The sequence below is a fragment of the Aeromicrobium sp. genome, from assembly GCF_050700635.1.
In the GTDB taxonomy this organism is placed as follows: Bacteria; Actinomycetota; Actinomycetes; order Propionibacteriales; family Nocardioidaceae; genus Aeromicrobium.
On record NZ_JBOHDT010000087.1, the window covers coordinates 1 to 15,661 of the forward strand.

General features: G+C 68.1%; 11 protein-coding genes and 1 pseudogene. 6 read left to right on the forward strand and 6 right to left on the reverse strand.

The genetic code is table 11. The features are described 5' to 3' along the window. Positions 1–1,800 (forward strand): annotated as a pseudogene (locus tag ACRDPN_RS06625) (hypothetical protein); the annotation flags it as partial. An 86-nt stretch (positions 1,801–1,886) separates the two neighbouring features. Next, positions 1,887–2,465 carry a hypothetical protein gene (locus ACRDPN_RS06630; RefSeq protein ID WP_431446584.1) on the forward strand — a complete coding sequence of 193 codons (579 nt, stop codon included), beginning with the start codon at positions 1,887–1,889 and terminating at the stop codon, positions 2,463–2,465. On the opposite strand, the gene ACRDPN_RS06635 is transcribed toward ACRDPN_RS06630, so the two are convergent. From ACRDPN_RS06635 to ACRDPN_RS06645, 3 genes are read right to left on the reverse strand one after another with little or no spacing between them, the layout of a single operon-like run. Further along, positions 2,448–3,914 (reverse strand): dynamin family protein, encoded by a 1,467-nt coding sequence (locus tag ACRDPN_RS06635; RefSeq protein WP_431446585.1) that lies wholly within the window; start codon positions 3,912–3,914, stop codon positions 2,448–2,450. The genes ACRDPN_RS06630 and ACRDPN_RS06635 overlap by 18 nt on opposite strands. Continuing rightward, positions 3,911–5,740 carry a dynamin family protein gene (locus ACRDPN_RS06640; RefSeq protein WP_431446586.1) on the reverse strand — a complete coding sequence of 610 codons (1,830 nt, stop codon included), beginning with the start codon at positions 5,738–5,740 and terminating at the stop codon, positions 3,911–3,913. Before ACRDPN_RS06640 ends, ACRDPN_RS06635 begins: the two co-directional genes overlap by 4 nt. Next, entirely contained in the window at positions 5,740–7,287 is a 1,548-nt protein-coding gene (locus ACRDPN_RS06645; protein ID WP_431446587.1) for an IniB N-terminal domain-containing protein, read from the reverse strand. Before ACRDPN_RS06645 ends, ACRDPN_RS06640 begins: the two co-directional genes overlap by 1 nt. 561 nt (positions 7,288–7,848) lie before the next feature. On the opposite strand from ACRDPN_RS06645, the gene ACRDPN_RS06650 reads away from it, so the two are divergent. Beyond that, a complete protein-coding gene (locus tag ACRDPN_RS06650) occupies positions 7,849–8,997 on the forward strand; it encodes a hypothetical protein (RefSeq protein ID WP_431446588.1) in 1,149 nt (382 codons plus the stop codon). Positions 8,998–9,015: 18 nt separating this feature from the next. Here the strand turns inward: ACRDPN_RS06650 and ACRDPN_RS06655 are convergent, their stop codons facing one another. Next, entirely contained in the window at positions 9,016–10,062 is a 1,047-nt protein-coding gene (locus ACRDPN_RS06655; RefSeq protein ID WP_431446589.1) for a DNA polymerase IV, read from the reverse strand. A 106-nt stretch (positions 10,063–10,168) separates the two neighbouring features. Between ACRDPN_RS06655 and ACRDPN_RS06660 the strand changes: the two genes are divergently transcribed. Both ACRDPN_RS06660 and ACRDPN_RS06665 read left to right on the forward strand, forming a co-directional pair. Further along, positions 10,169–10,711: a dihydrofolate reductase family protein gene (locus ACRDPN_RS06660; protein WP_431446590.1), complete on the forward strand. Its 543-nt coding sequence runs from the start codon at positions 10,169–10,171 to the stop codon at positions 10,709–10,711. 40 nt (positions 10,712–10,751) lie between these two features. After that, positions 10,752–12,215 carry an NAD-dependent succinate-semialdehyde dehydrogenase gene (locus tag ACRDPN_RS06665; RefSeq protein ID WP_431446591.1) on the forward strand — a complete coding sequence of 488 codons (1,464 nt, stop codon included), beginning with the start codon at positions 10,752–10,754 and terminating at the stop codon, positions 12,213–12,215. 2 nt (positions 12,216–12,217) lie between these two features. On the opposite strand, the gene ACRDPN_RS06670 is transcribed toward ACRDPN_RS06665, so the two are convergent. Further along, entirely contained in the window at positions 12,218–14,224 is a 2,007-nt protein-coding gene (locus tag ACRDPN_RS06670) for an ABC transporter ATP-binding protein (protein WP_431446592.1), read from the reverse strand. Beyond that, positions 14,224–14,526: a YbaY family lipoprotein gene (locus tag ACRDPN_RS06675; RefSeq protein WP_431446593.1), complete on the reverse strand. Its 303-nt coding sequence runs from the start codon at positions 14,524–14,526 to the stop codon at positions 14,224–14,226. Before ACRDPN_RS06675 ends, ACRDPN_RS06670 begins: the two co-directional genes overlap by 1 nt. Before the next feature lie 102 nt (positions 14,527–14,628). Here ACRDPN_RS06675 and ACRDPN_RS06680 point away from each other — a divergent pair, with 102 nt between their 5' ends. Next, positions 14,629–15,603, forward strand: coding sequence for an NAD-dependent epimerase/dehydratase family protein (locus ACRDPN_RS06680; protein WP_431446594.1), 975 nt, complete (start codon positions 14,629–14,631; stop codon positions 15,601–15,603). Positions 15,604–15,661 lie beyond the last annotated feature (58 nt).

The following is a 15,661-nucleotide window of genomic DNA, read 5'->3' on the forward strand; positions in this document are numbered from 1 at the left end:
GCCACGGGTGGTGCCGGCGGTAGCGCCCTAGGTGTCACCTTGGGCGGTGACACCACTGGTGGTCCCACCACGGGTGGTGCCACCACCGGCGGCAGCGCCACGGGTGGTGCGGCCACGGGTGGTCCCACCACGGGTGGTGCCGGCACGGGCATTGGCACGGGTGGCGCCGCCACCTCTGGTGCCGGCGGCGACGGTGCCGGTGCGGGTGGTGCCGCCACGAATACAGGCGGCAGTACGACCAGTGGTACCGGCGGCAGCGCCACCACTGGTACCGGCGGTGCCGGCGGTATGGGCGGTGCCGGCGGCGCCGGAGGTACCAATACAACTGTTTCCGGCACCGGGTCCAGCACCGGCGGCGCAGGCGGAGCTGGTGGTGCTGGCGGTGCCAGCGGCGGCGCGACGGGTGGTGCGAGCACTGCGACTGGCGGGGATGTCACCGGCGACGCGACGGGTGGTGCCGGCACCGGGACTGGCGGTGCCAGCGGTGCTGCCACGGGTGGTGCCGGCACGGGCACCGCCACGGGCGGCAACGCCACGGGTGGTGCCACCACGGGCGGCAGCGCCACAACTTCCACCACGGGCGGTGCCACCACGGGTGGTGCCACCACGGGTGGTGAGGGCGGCCTCGCCGCAGGTGGCGCTGGCGGCAGCGGCACGGGTGGTGTCGGCGGCGATGGTGCCGCCGGCGGTGCCGGCGGCGCATCGGGCCCAGGCGGTGCGGGTGGTTCCAGCGGCGACACCGGTGACACCGGTGACGCGGCCAGTGGAGACAACACCGCGAGCATGGAGTCGACGGTCAACTTCGGCGACATCGACATCAACATCGACGACTCGGACGCTCTGTCGTCCGGCAATCAGTCCGGTGCCGCTGCGGACCTCTCGACGATCGCGACCGGCGCGGCGATCGTGTCGCAAGACAACGACGCGCTGGGTATCAGCTTCGGCGACGTGATCGGTGGAGGCGGCGGTGACGGTGGAGCCGCGACCGGTGACGGCGGTGCCGGTGGTGACGGCGCAGCCGGCGGTCCTGGTGGATCCGGCGGTGACGGTGGAGCCGGGGGTTCAAGTGCAGCCGGTGACGGTGGCACCGGTGGAGCCGGCACCGGTGGAGCCGGTGGAACCGGTGTAGGAGGCGGAGGACTCGGAGGAGACGTCGGAGGGGACGGTGGAGCTGGCACCGGTGGAGCCGGCGGTGCTGGTGGAACCAGCGGTGCTGGTGGGGCCGGCGGTCCTGGTGGACTCGGCGGTCCTGGTGGATCCGGCGGTTCTGGTGGGGCCGGCGGGGACAGCGGTGACGGCGGTTCCGGCGGTGCCGGTGGCGGTGCCTCCGTCACCAACTCCGGTGCGCTGACCGTTTCCATCGACTCGAACTCCGCGGTCGGCATCGCCAATGTCGCGGCAGACGACCAGTCGGTGGCCGCTGGCATCGGAGGTGCCGCAGCCGGTCACACCGGTGGCGGCGACGCCCAGGCTGGCGTCGGGTCGCAAGTGGCCAACAACGGCGGCTTCAACGCCGGCGAGAACGGCGTCATGGGCAACCAGGGCGTTGCTGCAGGTGACGGGAACATCATCTCCTACTCCAACGGCGGAGACGCGGCCGTGGCCAACAACGAAAGCACGGCGGTTCAGGGCGACTCGTTCGTCGCCGATGGCCACGGGTACGACAACGATGCCCAGGTCACCAACGACGACTCGTTCAACGAGGACAGCAACATCACCCACGGTGATTTCTCGCCGGTGGTCTCCGCTGTCGATGACAGTGAGATCGAGGACGTCGAGATCGAGACCGAGATCGAGTGAGCATGCATTCGCACGGCGGATCCCCCGGCCCACGTTTGGGTCGGGGGATCCACCGTTCATAGCCGGACTCGGATAGCGTTTAACTCATGACGGACCCCGCAGATCCCAACTTCCGCTACGAGAATCCCCAGCGGCCCGCGGTCACGAGCGCACTGCCGCCGTTGCCGCAGATCCGCCGTCCGCTCATCGTCTGGCTGGTACCGATTCTGACCTTCGCCTCGGTTTTGTCTTCCGTGCCTGCCTTGGTGCTCACCTACCGGAAGTGGGATGCGGTGAGGAGCGCGCTCGAGAAGCAGCTGGCCGACCTGCAGCCGGACTACTCGGCAGACGACGTCCGCGTTGCCGTCCTGGTCGGACTGATCGTCATGGTCGGATTCGGCATCGTCTTCTCGCTCGCCGAGCTGCGCGCATCCGTCCGCCTGCTCGACAAGCGCCGTGGTGCACGGACGGCGCTGCTCTGGCTGGCCGCCTTCCATGTGCCGTTGATCGCAATCACGGCACAACTGCGTGATCTCGGGCAGCTCAGCCACAACGCGGCCTGGGTTCAGGGGGGGTGCCTCGTCCTGGCGGTGGCGGTCGCCTACTGGATCAGCGTCGGGAGGTGGCTCAAGGCGGTCACGCGGCAGGGTCCAATCCCGCTGCGACCGTCAACCGACCGGCGATGAGACGCTGAGGTCGGCGACGATCCACTCGCAGCTACGCGCCGTCACGCGGCAGGCCTCGGCTGTGTCGGGGTCGAACAACGGGTTGGCCGCGTAGTCGCGCCACTTCCACAGTGCAGCGAGAGCGTGTTGTCGCAGATCGTCCTCGACTCCCAGCCGCTCGGCCGCCGTGGTGCCCGAGCCACCCAGCAGGCGTTCCATCTCGGAGCGGTCTTCGGAACGAAGATTGATGCGCGAAGAGCTCACGCGGCCGAGCAGCTTCATCTCCTGGAACGGGTGCGGATCGGCGAGCAGCTCATCGACCGTCTCGGCCAGCTGCACCGCATCCGGAACAGGGTGATCGGCAAAGAGCTGTTGCAAGCCGAGCAGGACGGCGTGTGCCTTCAGCTGAGGGTGCCGGCGGCGACAGTGCACATCGATGACACGCTTCAGCTCATCCAGTCCGCTGTGCCTGACGAGCTCGTCGGCGAGCGTGGTTGCGTCCGACACACCCATCTGGATGACCGCTAGGGCCAACCGGATCCCGAACAGGCCGAGCCGGTGGACCAGGGCTGTCCGGTCGCGAGGCGACGGAAGGTCGTCCGATTCCGCCGAGATGAATCGGTCCGTCGAGACCATGAGCGCAGCAAGTCGGTCGGGTGGAAGCGCAGCCACCTTCACCAGATGGGCGAACTCGGACTGGCGCAGGGACTGACCCGCGAGTGCAAGCAAACCGGCCACTGGCACGACGGTTTCGCATGCGGCTTCGAGAGTGGGGTCGTCGCGGAGCCGATCGACGGCCTTGTTCGCCACGGCCATGGCGTTGAGGCGACCCGCACCCAGCTCGTCGGCTCGAGACAACACGGCGATCGATCCCATCGACGTTTCCCCACCCGTACGGTCGCCGAGGGTTCGTAGGAACTCGACGTCGTGGGCGTGCAGTGACCGGAGCATGTAGACGAAGGCGTCGGCGACGGTGACGCCCCCCTCGGGAGCAACGAACTCGATCGTGCGCTCGCCAACCTCGGTCGAGATCGAAGCCATCCCCGGTGTGTCGATCAGGGTGAACTCCTCCAGTGGGGCCGCCGGCCACGTGACGTCGAGCCACTCGATCTCGTTGGCATCCAGGTGGCCCAGGTCGAGCTCGAGGCGGCCAGCCTGCCGAAGAGTCCGGATCTGGACCTCCCCCTCGGTCGCATGTCGAGCGCGCACGGCGGGGGCGTTTCCGTGGCGGTACCACGTGACGATGCGCGTGCATTCACGGGCGTCGGTCGGAGCAAGCTGTTCGCCGAGCAACGCGTTGACCAGCGTCGACTTGCCCGCCTTGACCGTCCCCACGAGGGCGACTCGCAGTGGTTCATCGGCCCGTTTGCGGAGCGCTTCGAGCCGGCCCGTTGTCTCCGAGTCGCTGCGGTAGACGGTCCGGGCCTGATCGAGCAGGCCACGTACATCGTCCAGCGAGGCAGACGTCACTGTGCTCTCGGTTCGGCGGAGAGCGCCTGGGCTGAGTCGGCGAACTGCCGCAACTTCGTCAGGCGCTCGGTGAGTGCCTCGGTTCGAGCGTCTCGATGCGCGGCAGTCGTGCCCGCCCCCCGTCTGGCGGACTCGACCGACAGGTTCAGCGACTGCCGGAACTCCTCGGCGGCTTCCTCGAACTCGGTGCGCATCTGGCGCTTCACGTCCGTCAAGCTCGATCGTGTCTCCTTGACCACGTGGAAGATCGTCTCGTCGACCGCGCGTCTGATCGCGTTCCGGGCTTCGTTGCGGCGTCGATCCAGCCGGTTGGCGGCCTCCTGACGGAGCGAGAACCCGCCAAGTACCGCGCCTGCCAACACCGAGATCGGGTTGATGAGTGCCAAGCCGGCCAACGAGGTGATGATGCCCGCCATGAGGATGCCACTGTAGGAACCACGCATGACCCCGATGAGCTTCTGCCCCCCGGTCATGCGGGTCGTCCGGATCAGGTCGATACCGGCCACATGGGTGAGCATGTCGCTCGTGTCGATCGACGGGACCTGCGGAAGCCGGATCTCGCTCTCGAGGCGGAATGACTCGGCCACCGTCGTGGCCACGTGCTCGCATCGCTCGTAAGCCCACACGAAGCTGTCGGCGATCGCCTCGGCGAATGCATCCGCCAGCCACTGGGACAGGGTTTCCCACGTATCAGCTGGATCGCTTTCATCGATGAGTCGCTCGGCGTCTCGTCCGACCGACCGAATGCGGTCGCGGACGTCGTAGTCGACGTCGCTGACGAGGTCGTGGAATCCGTCATTGAGAGCCGCCTGCCACTTGGAGGCGCGCTTGTTGAGGTCGGCTGCGATGGCCTGAGCGTCCTCGAAGGTCTGCACCAGCATGGCGGCTTCAGCTGGCCGGACGAGGGTTTCGAGCTCGGCCTGAAGCACCAAGCTCAGTTGATTGCTCACGGTCGCGGCCTCCGCCGCCGCGGCCTCGCGCAGCGACGTCACAGCACGGGGCAGGAGGTCGCGATGCAGCCGCTCGATCAGCCGCGGGATTCCCGACTCGGCGGCAAGGTCGGAGTCATCGAGGGCGAGTGCCGTGCGGTACAGGTTCGCCGAGATCGGAAGGATGGTGGCATCGATCCCGGCCGACTCCAGATGCTGTCGATTGGCTGCTTCCACGTCGCGCCAGTGCGGCGCCAGGTCGATCTTGCTCAGCACACACAGCACGATCGGGCAGATGGTTCCCGCTTGGCGCAGGAAGCTGAGCTCTGGTTCGGTCAGCTCCTGACTGGCATCTGAGAGGACGACGAGCGCATCCGCGGACGGCAGCATGGCCAGGGTCGTCACGGCATGGCGAGCCACCGCCCCGCCGACGCCGGGGGTGTCGACCAACACCAGACCGTCGCGGAGCAGGTCAGCCGGGAGGGTCACCTCAACCTTCCCGCCGTCGAGGGATCCCATCTTCGCCGCGTGATCCATCACGTGCGTGCGCAGGTCGTTGATGTCGATCGGGACGTTGGCGGAGCGGCTCTCCCCGGGGACGTCAAAGGTGAGCGACGCCCCCGGGGCGGGGCCGTACTCGATGATGGTCGGTATCGCCGTCATGGAGATGTCGTCGACGGGGCATACCGGCGCCCCGACCAGGGTGTTGACGAGCGTGCTCTTGCCCTGGTTGAACGGCCCGACCACGACGACGCGCACCGTGGGCTTGTCCACACGTTCGGCCCACGAGTCGAGCCGCCTTGCGAGGTCGTCACGGTCGAGTTCGAGCGCGTCCGATCGGAGTCCCTGCAAGATGTCGGTCAGGTCGGTCGTCTCTGCCGGGGCACGCGTGCTCATTATTCGAATTCGACGTCTTCGATCTCCGCATCGTCGGCCGCGACGATCGGCGAGCTATCGCCTTCGGTGAAGTTGCTGTCCTCGTTGAACGAGTCGTCGATGGCAACCTGCGCATTGTTGTCGTAGACGTCACCGCCGGCCACGGCGGAGTCGCCCTGAACGACCGTGCTTTCGCCCGAGGCATTGGCGGCGTCAGAGTTGTCACCAGTGGTGTAGGCGACCGTGCTGTCGCTGGCTGCGACTCCTCCGTCGCCGATGACGCCGTTCTCGCCGGCGGTGAGGCTGCCGTTGTTGGCGTTCTGCGATTCTCCGCTGGCGGCCTGCGCGTCGCCGCCCCCGGTATGACCGGCTGCAGAACCACCCTCGTTCGCCGCCACCGACTGGTCGTCTGCTGCCACGTTTCCGGTACCGACAGCGGAGTTGGAGTCGACGTCGTTCGTCTGGGACAGGCCGCCGACGATGGCGCCGGACCCGACGTTGGTGGTGTTGGAGAGGTTGTCATTGTCCTGCGAGACCACGGCAGCGCCAGTCGCGACCACGGCGCCGTCGGCCGCTGCTCCGGAGTTGTTGCCGGAGGAGATCGCATCGGAGTCGTCCATGTCCAGCGTGACATCGCCCGTGGTGGTCACCGTCGGGCTGAACACGTCGTCGTCGCTGGCGAGGTTGCTGTCATCACCGGCCGCCTGCGCGTAGTCGCCGCTGGCGACGTTTCCGTCGGTGGCAATCGCTCCAGCGCCGTGGGCGACGTTGCCGTCGGAGGCCACGGCACCAGCACCGACGGCGAGATCGTCGCCGGCGACGTTCGAGTCGACGATCGCGTCGCCCAGTGCGTTGGTGCCACCGTTGTGGGCGTTCTGGATCGTCGAGCCGACATCAGCCACGTTGACATGGTTGGAATCGATGACGTTCACCTGGTCGTCTCCGACCACCGTGTTGCCGTCGCCATCGATGTCGACATTGCCGTCGCCGATCGCGACGTCGCCGTTGCCCACGAACTCGACATCGCCGCCGGCGGCCAGGCCGCCGTTGAGCGCGATGCCACTGTTCTCGACGCCACCGCTGACCGCAACGGAACCACCGGTGGCGACGTTGATCTCCTCGGCCTCGTCGCCGACGACGGCGATGCCGCCGGGGGCGGCGATGGCCTGCGAGACATCGCCTTCAGCCCACACGTTGTTCACCGTGTTGCCGTCGCCGTAATAGTTCATGACGAAGGACTGCAGGATGTCGCCCGCTGTCTCCGCTACCGGGCCGGCCGATCCTCCCCCCACCACGACAGGTACCGGGACGAACTGCGGCACGCCGACGAGCTGCGGCACCCCGACGAGCTGCGGCCCCCCGACCATCTGCGGCACCCCGACGAGCTGGGCGGGACCGCCGAGCAGGGTGGTCACCGAGTGCACGGCGTTCGCCGCTTCTTGCGCTGCGACGTGCTCCAACCCGGCATTGGCAAGGGAGCCTTCTGGGTCGGACGAGAACTCCTCGGCGGCCTCCGGGTCGGACAGGAGCCGAAGAATGAAATCAAGCAAGGTGGTGACGCCAACCATGTCCATCGCTCCCTCTGGTCACACGGACAACATGTCGCTGCAACTGTAAAACGAGTCGATCAGCAAGATATGGCGATTGGCCAAAGAGATGGAGAATCGCCCATGACCATCTCCCTGCCGAATCGATCGACCTCACGGCCTGCAGGGAAGTGATTCAATAGGGCTGAGTTGGGAGGGTGAATGACCGTCGCCGTGGACTTGGGGTCGGGTGCAGTGAAGGTGGCCGATGGAGTCGACTCGTCCGTCATTCTGGGGCATCCGATCGACTCTGAGCTCGCCGCGCGTGTGGGCACAACCGTCCCGCTGATTCGGCGCGACGGCAGCCTCGTCGTCACGCAGGCACCTCACGATGCCTACGTCCGAGCAGTCGCCACGGCGCTCGAGGGCACGGCAGCAGAGTCCGTCACGATCCTGGCTCCCGACTGGTGGTCGAAGCGGGCGCGAGAGGTGGTGGGGCAGGCCTTCGAAGCCCACGCATCCGGACCCTTTCAGCTGGTGTCACCGGCTGTCGCCGCCATCCGCGCGTCCCGCGAGAGACAGCGTCTCCCCGCAACCGTCGCCGTGCTGGACATCGGTGCCGAAACAAGCAGCACCACGATCCTCACCGAGGTCGACGGTGTTCACCGCGTGGTGGGCCGCCCGTCGGTCTTGCACGGCCGGGCCGGCAACGAGATCGACCGGCTGTTGTCGCAAGGCGTGCTCGGTTGGCTGAGCGCAGATGGCCACACCTACGAGCCAACCGGTCCGGCGATCGCCGCAGCGGGCACGTCGCTGCGTGCCCAGGTGAGGGCGGCGAAAGAGCGACTTTCCACCCGTCCGGCGGCCACATTGAAACCGGACCTCCCCGGGGCGAACGCCGAGTTGCGGCTGGTCCGATCAGAGTTCGACGAAGTGGTTCGCGGAACCATCGACGCGATCGTGGCCATGCTCAAGGCCAGCATCGGCGAGGCCCCGGATGGAGCAGGTGCGGTGCTGCTGATCGGTGGCAGCGTCTCCATCCCGTTGGTCACGCAGGTCATTTCGGTCGAGGTGGGGCTTCCGGTGATCCTGGACGACGATCCAGCGACGTTGGCAGTGCGCGGCGCAGCGACCATGGAGATGCCGGCGCCCCCGCGGCGAAAGGGATGGCGCCGTCGCCACAGACGGGGCACTGCGCGCAACGTGTTCGATCTGAACAACGCGCCGGTGCCTGACAGCGAGCCCTATCTCGATCCGCTCCTGAACCCAGCGTTCGAGCCGAGTCCAGAACCGCGGATGGAGGAAAAGTCGGCTGATGACTTCGACGTGACCCTTCCCGACGCCGACGTTCGCGTGTCCGAAGCGGGCAACCGCGTTGAGGCGAGGCTGGGCAGTCTTGTCGAAGCTTCCCGGCGCGAGGCTGCGGCGCGGCATCTGAAGTCGGCGCCGGAGCCCCTCCACATTGTCGTCGGGACAGGGGACGCGCCCTGGTCGAATCGGACCGCCCGCTGGGCGTCGGTACCCGAAGAGTCCGAATGGAACGGCGCGTGCCACGCCTGGGTCGACGATGAAGGCCAGTTCCCACTGCGGGTCAACGATCGCGACTATGAGGTGGACATGGGGACACGGCTGGCATCGACCTCCGTCACGCTGCTCCTCATCGGTCTGCATGTGTTCGTCTCGGCGTCCGAGAACGGTGAGTTGTTGCAAGAACTGCAGCTCAACCCGGAGCACGACTTTCGCCCGGAGTAGATGACGGCAAACTCCCCTTCAGTTGTAGCCGCCCTCCGGAGGCACCATCTCCGCTCGGACGCCGAGGAGCCGGATCGGGCGGTCGTCCTCGAGCCGGCTCAGGAGCTCGAGCGCCGTGGCCGAGATGATGCCCGCGTCGAAGGTGTGCTCGGGGAGCTTGCGGATGCGCGTGAACGTGAAGAACGGAGCGAATCGCACCTTGAGGTGCACGCGCATGCAGGGCCGGTCCTCGCGGCGGATGTCCTCGACCACCTGGTCGGCGAGGGCCCGCATGGCCGCGGCGATCTCGTCCGGGTCGGTGAGGTTCTGCTGGTACGTCGTCTCGCGACCGTGCGCTCGGGGCACCCAGGGCGTGTCGTCAACGTTGGCACTGCTCTCTCCGCGTCCGAGACGGCCGAAGTGCGGCCCCATCGTCGGTCCGAACTCGGCGACCAGCGCCGGCTCGTCTGCCGTTGCGAGGTCTCTCACGGTGTCGAGGCCGAGGTCGGCCAGGCGGCTCTTGATCCGCGGTCCGATGCCCCAGATGGCGTCGGTGGGGCGATCGCCCATCACCTCGAACCAGTTGTCGCGGGTGAGCCGGAAGACGCCTTGCGGCTTGCCGAAGTCGGTCGCGATCTTCGCGCGGACCTTGGTGTCGCCCACACCCACCGAGCAGTGCAGCGACGTGGCCGCCAGCACGTCGGCCTGGATGCGTCGGGCGAAGGTCTGCGGGTCGTCCGTCTCGATCCCGACGAACGCCTCGTCCCAGCCGAGCACCTCCACGACGGCCCCGTCGAGGGCACGCAGCGTCGCCATCACCTGCTCGGACGCGGCCAGGTAGACCGGCGCGTCGACGGGCAGCAGCACCGCCTGCGGGCACTTGCGGACGGCGGTCTTGAGCGGCATCCCGGAGCGCACGCCGAACTCCCGCGCCTCGTACGATGCCGTCGACACCACCGCCCGCTCCGTCGGGTCGCCGCGTCCGCCCACGATCAGCGGTAGCCCGGCGAGCTCCGGATGCCGGAGCACCTCGACCGCCGCGAGGAACTGGTCGAGATCGACGTGGAGCACCCAGGCGCCGGTCACGAATCCGACACTACGACGCCTTCCGGACGACACCCGCCACTGGCAGACTGCTCACACCACGAACACCGAGCTGGACTACTGAGCTGGACTACTTGGGGGAGACAACATGGGCAACATCGCTGTGCACGAGTTCATCGCGCTCGACGGCGTCTTCGAGGATCCGTCCTGGACGTTCGACTACGGCTTCGAAGAGAAGATGGGCGAGACGCTCTGGGCCATCACGGACCGGTCCGACGCTATCCTGCTGGGCCGCAAGACGTTCGAGATGTTCGCACCGGCCTGGCGGGACCGCACCGTCGAGGACGACCCGGGCGCTCCGTTCTTCAACGAGACGCAGAAGTACGTCGTCGGCGCCAACGAGCCGTCAGAGGAGTGGAAGAACTCGACCAGCATCGGAGCGTACGATCCCGACGCCATCCGCAAGCTCAAGGACGAGAACGAGGGCATCTACATCAGTGGCAGCGGGCAGCTCGTGCGCGGTTTGCTGGCCGAGGGACTCGTCGACGAGCTCCATCTGTTCGTGTACCCGGTCGCCCTGGGCAAGGGAGACAAGCTCTTCTCCGAGGGTGTCGACGCGACGAAGCTCGCGCTCCAGACCACCGACGTCTACGACAACGGCGTCGTTCATCTCGCCTACGGACCCGCGTAGCGAGGTGTCACCGCTCCCGCCCGGGACTAGCATCCTGAGCATGAGCACCCCCACAGAATCGTCGGTCCTCGAAAGCGTCCACCCGCAGCTGTTCATCGGCGGCCAGTGGCGCGATGCGGAGGGCGGCGGGACGTTCGCCGTGCACGACCCGTCGTCCGGGAAGGCGCTCGTCGTGGTGGCCGATGCGTCCGTCGCCGACGGCACCGCCGCGCTCGATGCCGCCGTCGCGGCACAGTCCGACTGGGCCGCCACGCCGCCGCGCGACCGCGGTGAGATCCTGCGTTCGGCCTTCGAGACGCTCACCGAGCGAGCCGACGAGCTCGCCCTGCTCATGACGCTGGAGATGGGCAAGGCGATCAAAGAGAGCAAGGCCGAGATCACCTATGGTGCCGAGTTCTTCCGCTGGTTCTCCGAGGAGGCCGTGCGCGTCGCCGGCCGGTACTCCACCGCCCCGAACGGTGCCACGCGACTCCTCACGCTCAAGCAGCCGGTCGGACCCTGCCTGATGATCACGCCGTGGAACTTCCCGCTGGCCATGGGCACCCGCAAGATCGGTCCGGCCATCGCCGCCGGCTGCACGATGGTCGTCAAGCCGGCCGGACTCACACCGCTCACCATGCTGTGGCTGGCCCAGGTGCTCGCCGACTCCGGGCTTCCCGATGGCGTGCTGAACGTCGTCACGACGTCCCGCACCGGCGAAGTGATGGAGCCGATCATCCGCGACCCGCGGCTGCGCAAGCTCACGTTCACCGGCTCCACCGAGGTGGGTCGCCGTCTCGTCGAGCAGAGCGCCGATGGGTTGCTGCGGGTCTCGATGGAGCTCGGCGGCAACGCCCCGTTCCTGGTGTTCGACGACGCCGACGTCGATGCTGCCGTCGACGGCGCCATGCTCGCCAAGATGCGCAACATCGGCGAAGCCTGCACCGCGGCCAACCGCTTCATCGTCCACGAGTCGGTGGCGGCCGAGTTCGGCGAGAAGCTGTCGAAGCGCATGTCCTCGTTGGTGGTGGGCCGGGGAACCGACGACGGCGTCGACGTCGGGCCGCTGGTGGAGGAGAAGCAGCGCGACAAGGTCGCCGAGCTCGTCGACGATGCCGTGACCCAGGGCGCCACCGTTCTCACCGGCGGTTCGGCGGTCGAGGGCGACGGCTGGTTCTACCAGCCCACCGTGCTCAACGAGGTCCCCGAGGGTGCCCGTCTCCGCAAGGAGGAGATCTTCGGACCGGTCGCTCCGATCATCACCTTTTCCGACGAGGAGGAGGGTCTGACCATCGCCAACGACACGGAGTTCGGTCTGGTCGCGTATGCGTTCACCCGTGACCTGTCCCGGGTGGTCCGTGTCTACGAGGGTCTGGAGACCGGAATGGTCGGCATCAACCAGGGCATCGTGTCCAATCCGGCAGCTCCGTTCGGCGGCGTCAAGGCCTCAGGTTTCGGGCGAGAGGGCGGCACCGAGGGCATCGAGGAGTACCTCGAGACGAAGTACGTCGGCCTGGCGCTCTGACGTCAGAACGACACGTCGGCCCGACGGTCGCCGGGGTCGCGCTCGCACATCAGGGACCCGTCGGCGAAACGCACCCCGTCGGTGAACCGCGCCTCGATCTGACCCGATCCGAACTGCTCGATGTAGAGCCTCGCGTACAGCCCGCCCGCCTCCAGCAGCTCCTCGTGGCTGCCCTGCTCGACCAGCACACCGTCCTCGACGCCGAAGATCATGTCGGCCGACCGGATGGTCGACAGCCGGTGGGCGATCGCGATGGTCGTGCGGTTGTGCGTCGCCCGCTCCAGGGCCTCCTGCACGAGCCGTTCGGTCTCGGTATCGAGTGACGAGGTGGCCTCGTCGAGGATGAGGATGCGGGGGTCCATCAGCAGCACACGGGCGATGGCGAGGCGTTGCTTCTCGCCGCCGGACAGCCGGTAACCACGTTCGCCGGTGATGGTCTCGTAGCCGTCGGCGAACCCCAGGATGCGGTCGTGGATGTTCGCGTCGCGGGCCGCCTGCTCGATCTCGGCCGCAGTGGCGTCGGGCTTGGCATAGGCGATGTTGTCGCGGATGGTGCCGTGGAACAGGTAGGGCTCCTGCGTCACCATGCCGACCGCCTCGGACACCGAGCCGAGGGTGAGGTCACGGACGTCGTGACCGTCGATCAGCACGGTCCCCTCGGTGACGTCGTAGAACCGCGGTACGAGGTAGGTCATCGTGGTCTTGCCCGCGCCGGACGGCCCCACGATGGCCGCGAGCTGGCCGGGCTGGACCTTGAACGAGACGCCGCGCAGGGCCCAGCCCGACGTCGGCTCCTGGTCGTCGTCGAGGTCGGCCGTCTCCTCCGGCCGTTCGATCCTGACACCCGTCTCACCGAAGCGGTCGCGGTTGACGGTGCCGCTCAGCTCGCGCGGCTCGGGGTACTGGAACCAGACGTCGCTGAACTCGATCTCGCCGCGTAGCTGTGAGCCGTCGAGGTGGGAGGCACCGGGTCGCTCAGTGATCGCGGGTTCGAGGTCGAGGTACTCGAAGATGCGGCGGAACAGCGCGAGCGACGTCTGCACGTCGAGGGTGACTCGCATGAGCTGCAGCAGCGGCATCTGAAGGCGGGCCTGCAGCGTGGTGAACGCGACGAGGGTGCCGGCGGTGAGGGCGGTGCCGCCGTTGATCATCAGCCCCGCCATCAGGTAGAGGAGTGCCGGCGTGATGGCAAACGACGCCTGCACGGTGGCGAAGAAGGTGCGTCCGGTCATCGCCTGATCAACCTGCAGGTGGGCCTGCTGGCGGTTCGCCTCTCGGTAGCGTCCGACCTCCGCGTCAGCCCGGTTGAACACCTTCGAGAGCAGGATGCCCGAGACGCTGAGCGCCTCCTCGGTGATCGCGGTCATCTCCGACAGCGACTCCTGGGTCTTGCGCGCCAGCCGCTGGCGGCGCTTTCCGACGCGCATCTGGACGACGATGAAGATCGGCATCAGGATCAGCGTGAGCACCGTGAGCTGCCACGACAGCAGCACCATCGCGATGAAGGCCGCGGTGACGGTGACGGAGTTCTGAAGGATGGACGTGGCCGTGTCGGTGAGCACGGTGCGGACGCCGGCCACGTCGTTGGCGAGCCTCGACTGGATGGCGCCGGTCTTGGTGGCGGTGAAGAACGCCAGCTCCATCTTCTGCAGGTGGGCGAACAGCTCGCTGCGCAGGTCGGCCATCGCCGAGTTGCCGACGGTGGAGGTGAGCCAGTTCTGGCCGATGCCGATGAGCGCGGCGACGATGGGGATGACGCACATCGCCGCGACCAGCCAGCCGAGCAGCTCGAGGTCGGGGCCGCCCGATTGCGGGAACAGCGCGTCGTCGAAGACCGCCTTCGTGAGGAACGGCACGATCGACGTGAGGGTCGCGGCCGTGACGACGGCGACGGCGACGAGCACGAGCTTGACTCGGTAGGGCCGCAGCAGAGCCGCGATTCGTCCGAGCACCGGCTCGTCCGCGGAGGCGGCGATCTCTTCGTCGGTGAGGTGGGTGACTCTCGGCATCAGCCGTCGATCCTTGTGACGGTGATGTCGGTGGCACCATCGATGACCGGTACCAGCTCGGTCGTGCCCCACACGCCGGCGTCAGTGCGCAGGCGCGCCCACAGCAGCAGCCGATCCGGGTCGGCCACGTCGGCGGGATCGGCCTGCAGGGTGAACGCGGTGGGTCCGCCGTCCGCGCCGACGGACGTGCCGGCGAGCACCTCCCCGGCGGTGTCGACGAGCTTGACCGTGACGACTCCTCCATCGCCGGCGTCCTCGGGCACGAGGACGCTCCCGGCGACCGCGAGCACGGGAAACGTCATGTAATCGATGGTAGTTCGGCTGAGCCGGGCGGTGTCTCCGACGAGTTGCGCTGAGCGTGAACACGTCTGGCTCGTCGTCGAGGGGCGTGGTTGCGTGGACGCATGGCGAACGTGCTGGTGCTCGGGGGAACGGCGTGGCTCGGTCGGGAGGTGGCGCGTGAGGCGGTGGCACGCGGCCACGACGTGACGTGTCTGGCGAGGGGCGAGTCCGGCGAGGTCGCCGAGGGCGCGCGGCTCGTGAGCGCGGACCGCGACGACCCCCGTGCCTACGACGACCTCACAGGCGCACGCTGGGACGCCGTCGTCGACGTCACCCGTCAGCCCGGACACGCGAGGGGGGCGGTGCTGACGCTCGGTGCGCAGGCGGAGCACTGGACCCTGGTCTCCACCGGAAACGTCTACGCCGACCTCGCGCATCCCATGGCCGAGGACGACGCGCTCCGCGATCCGCTCGCCGATGACCACGCGTCGCCGGAGCTCTACGGCGAGGGCAAGGTCGCCTGCGAGGAGGCCGTCGGCGCCCTCGCGAACCACCTGATCCTGCGCTCCGGCCTGCTCGGCGGGCCCGGCGACCCGTCCGACCGCGCCGGCTACTGGGTGGCGCGCTTCGCGATGGCCGGCGACGAGCCGGTGCTGGTGCCGGACCTTCCGGACGCCGATGTGCAGCTGCTCGACGTCCGCGATCTCGCGACGTTCGTGGTCGACGCAGCGCTGCGCGGTGTCAGCGGGGTGATGAATGCGGCCGGGTTGTCGCACCCGCTCACCGAGTTCCTGTCCGTCTCGGCCGACGTCGCCGGCCACACCGGTGTGTCGATCGGAGCCGCTGCCGACTGGCTGGTCGAGCACGACGTCGAGCCGTGGATGGGCCCGCGTTCGTTGCCGTTGTGGCTCCCGGACGAGGCGCTCGGCATGGCCGCGATGGACACCTCGCGTGCCGCTGCCGCCGGGCTGACCCGCCGGCCCCTTGTCGAGACCCTCGCCGACACCCTGCTCGACGAGCAGGCCCGCGGCCTCGACCGCGAACGCAAGGCCGGCCTCACCCGCGACGACGAGCTCGCCCTCCTGGCCGCGCTCTGACGCTCAGTCCTACGAGTGGCGGAGGTTTGGCGGGTCCGGCCGACCCTAGTGGGAGCAT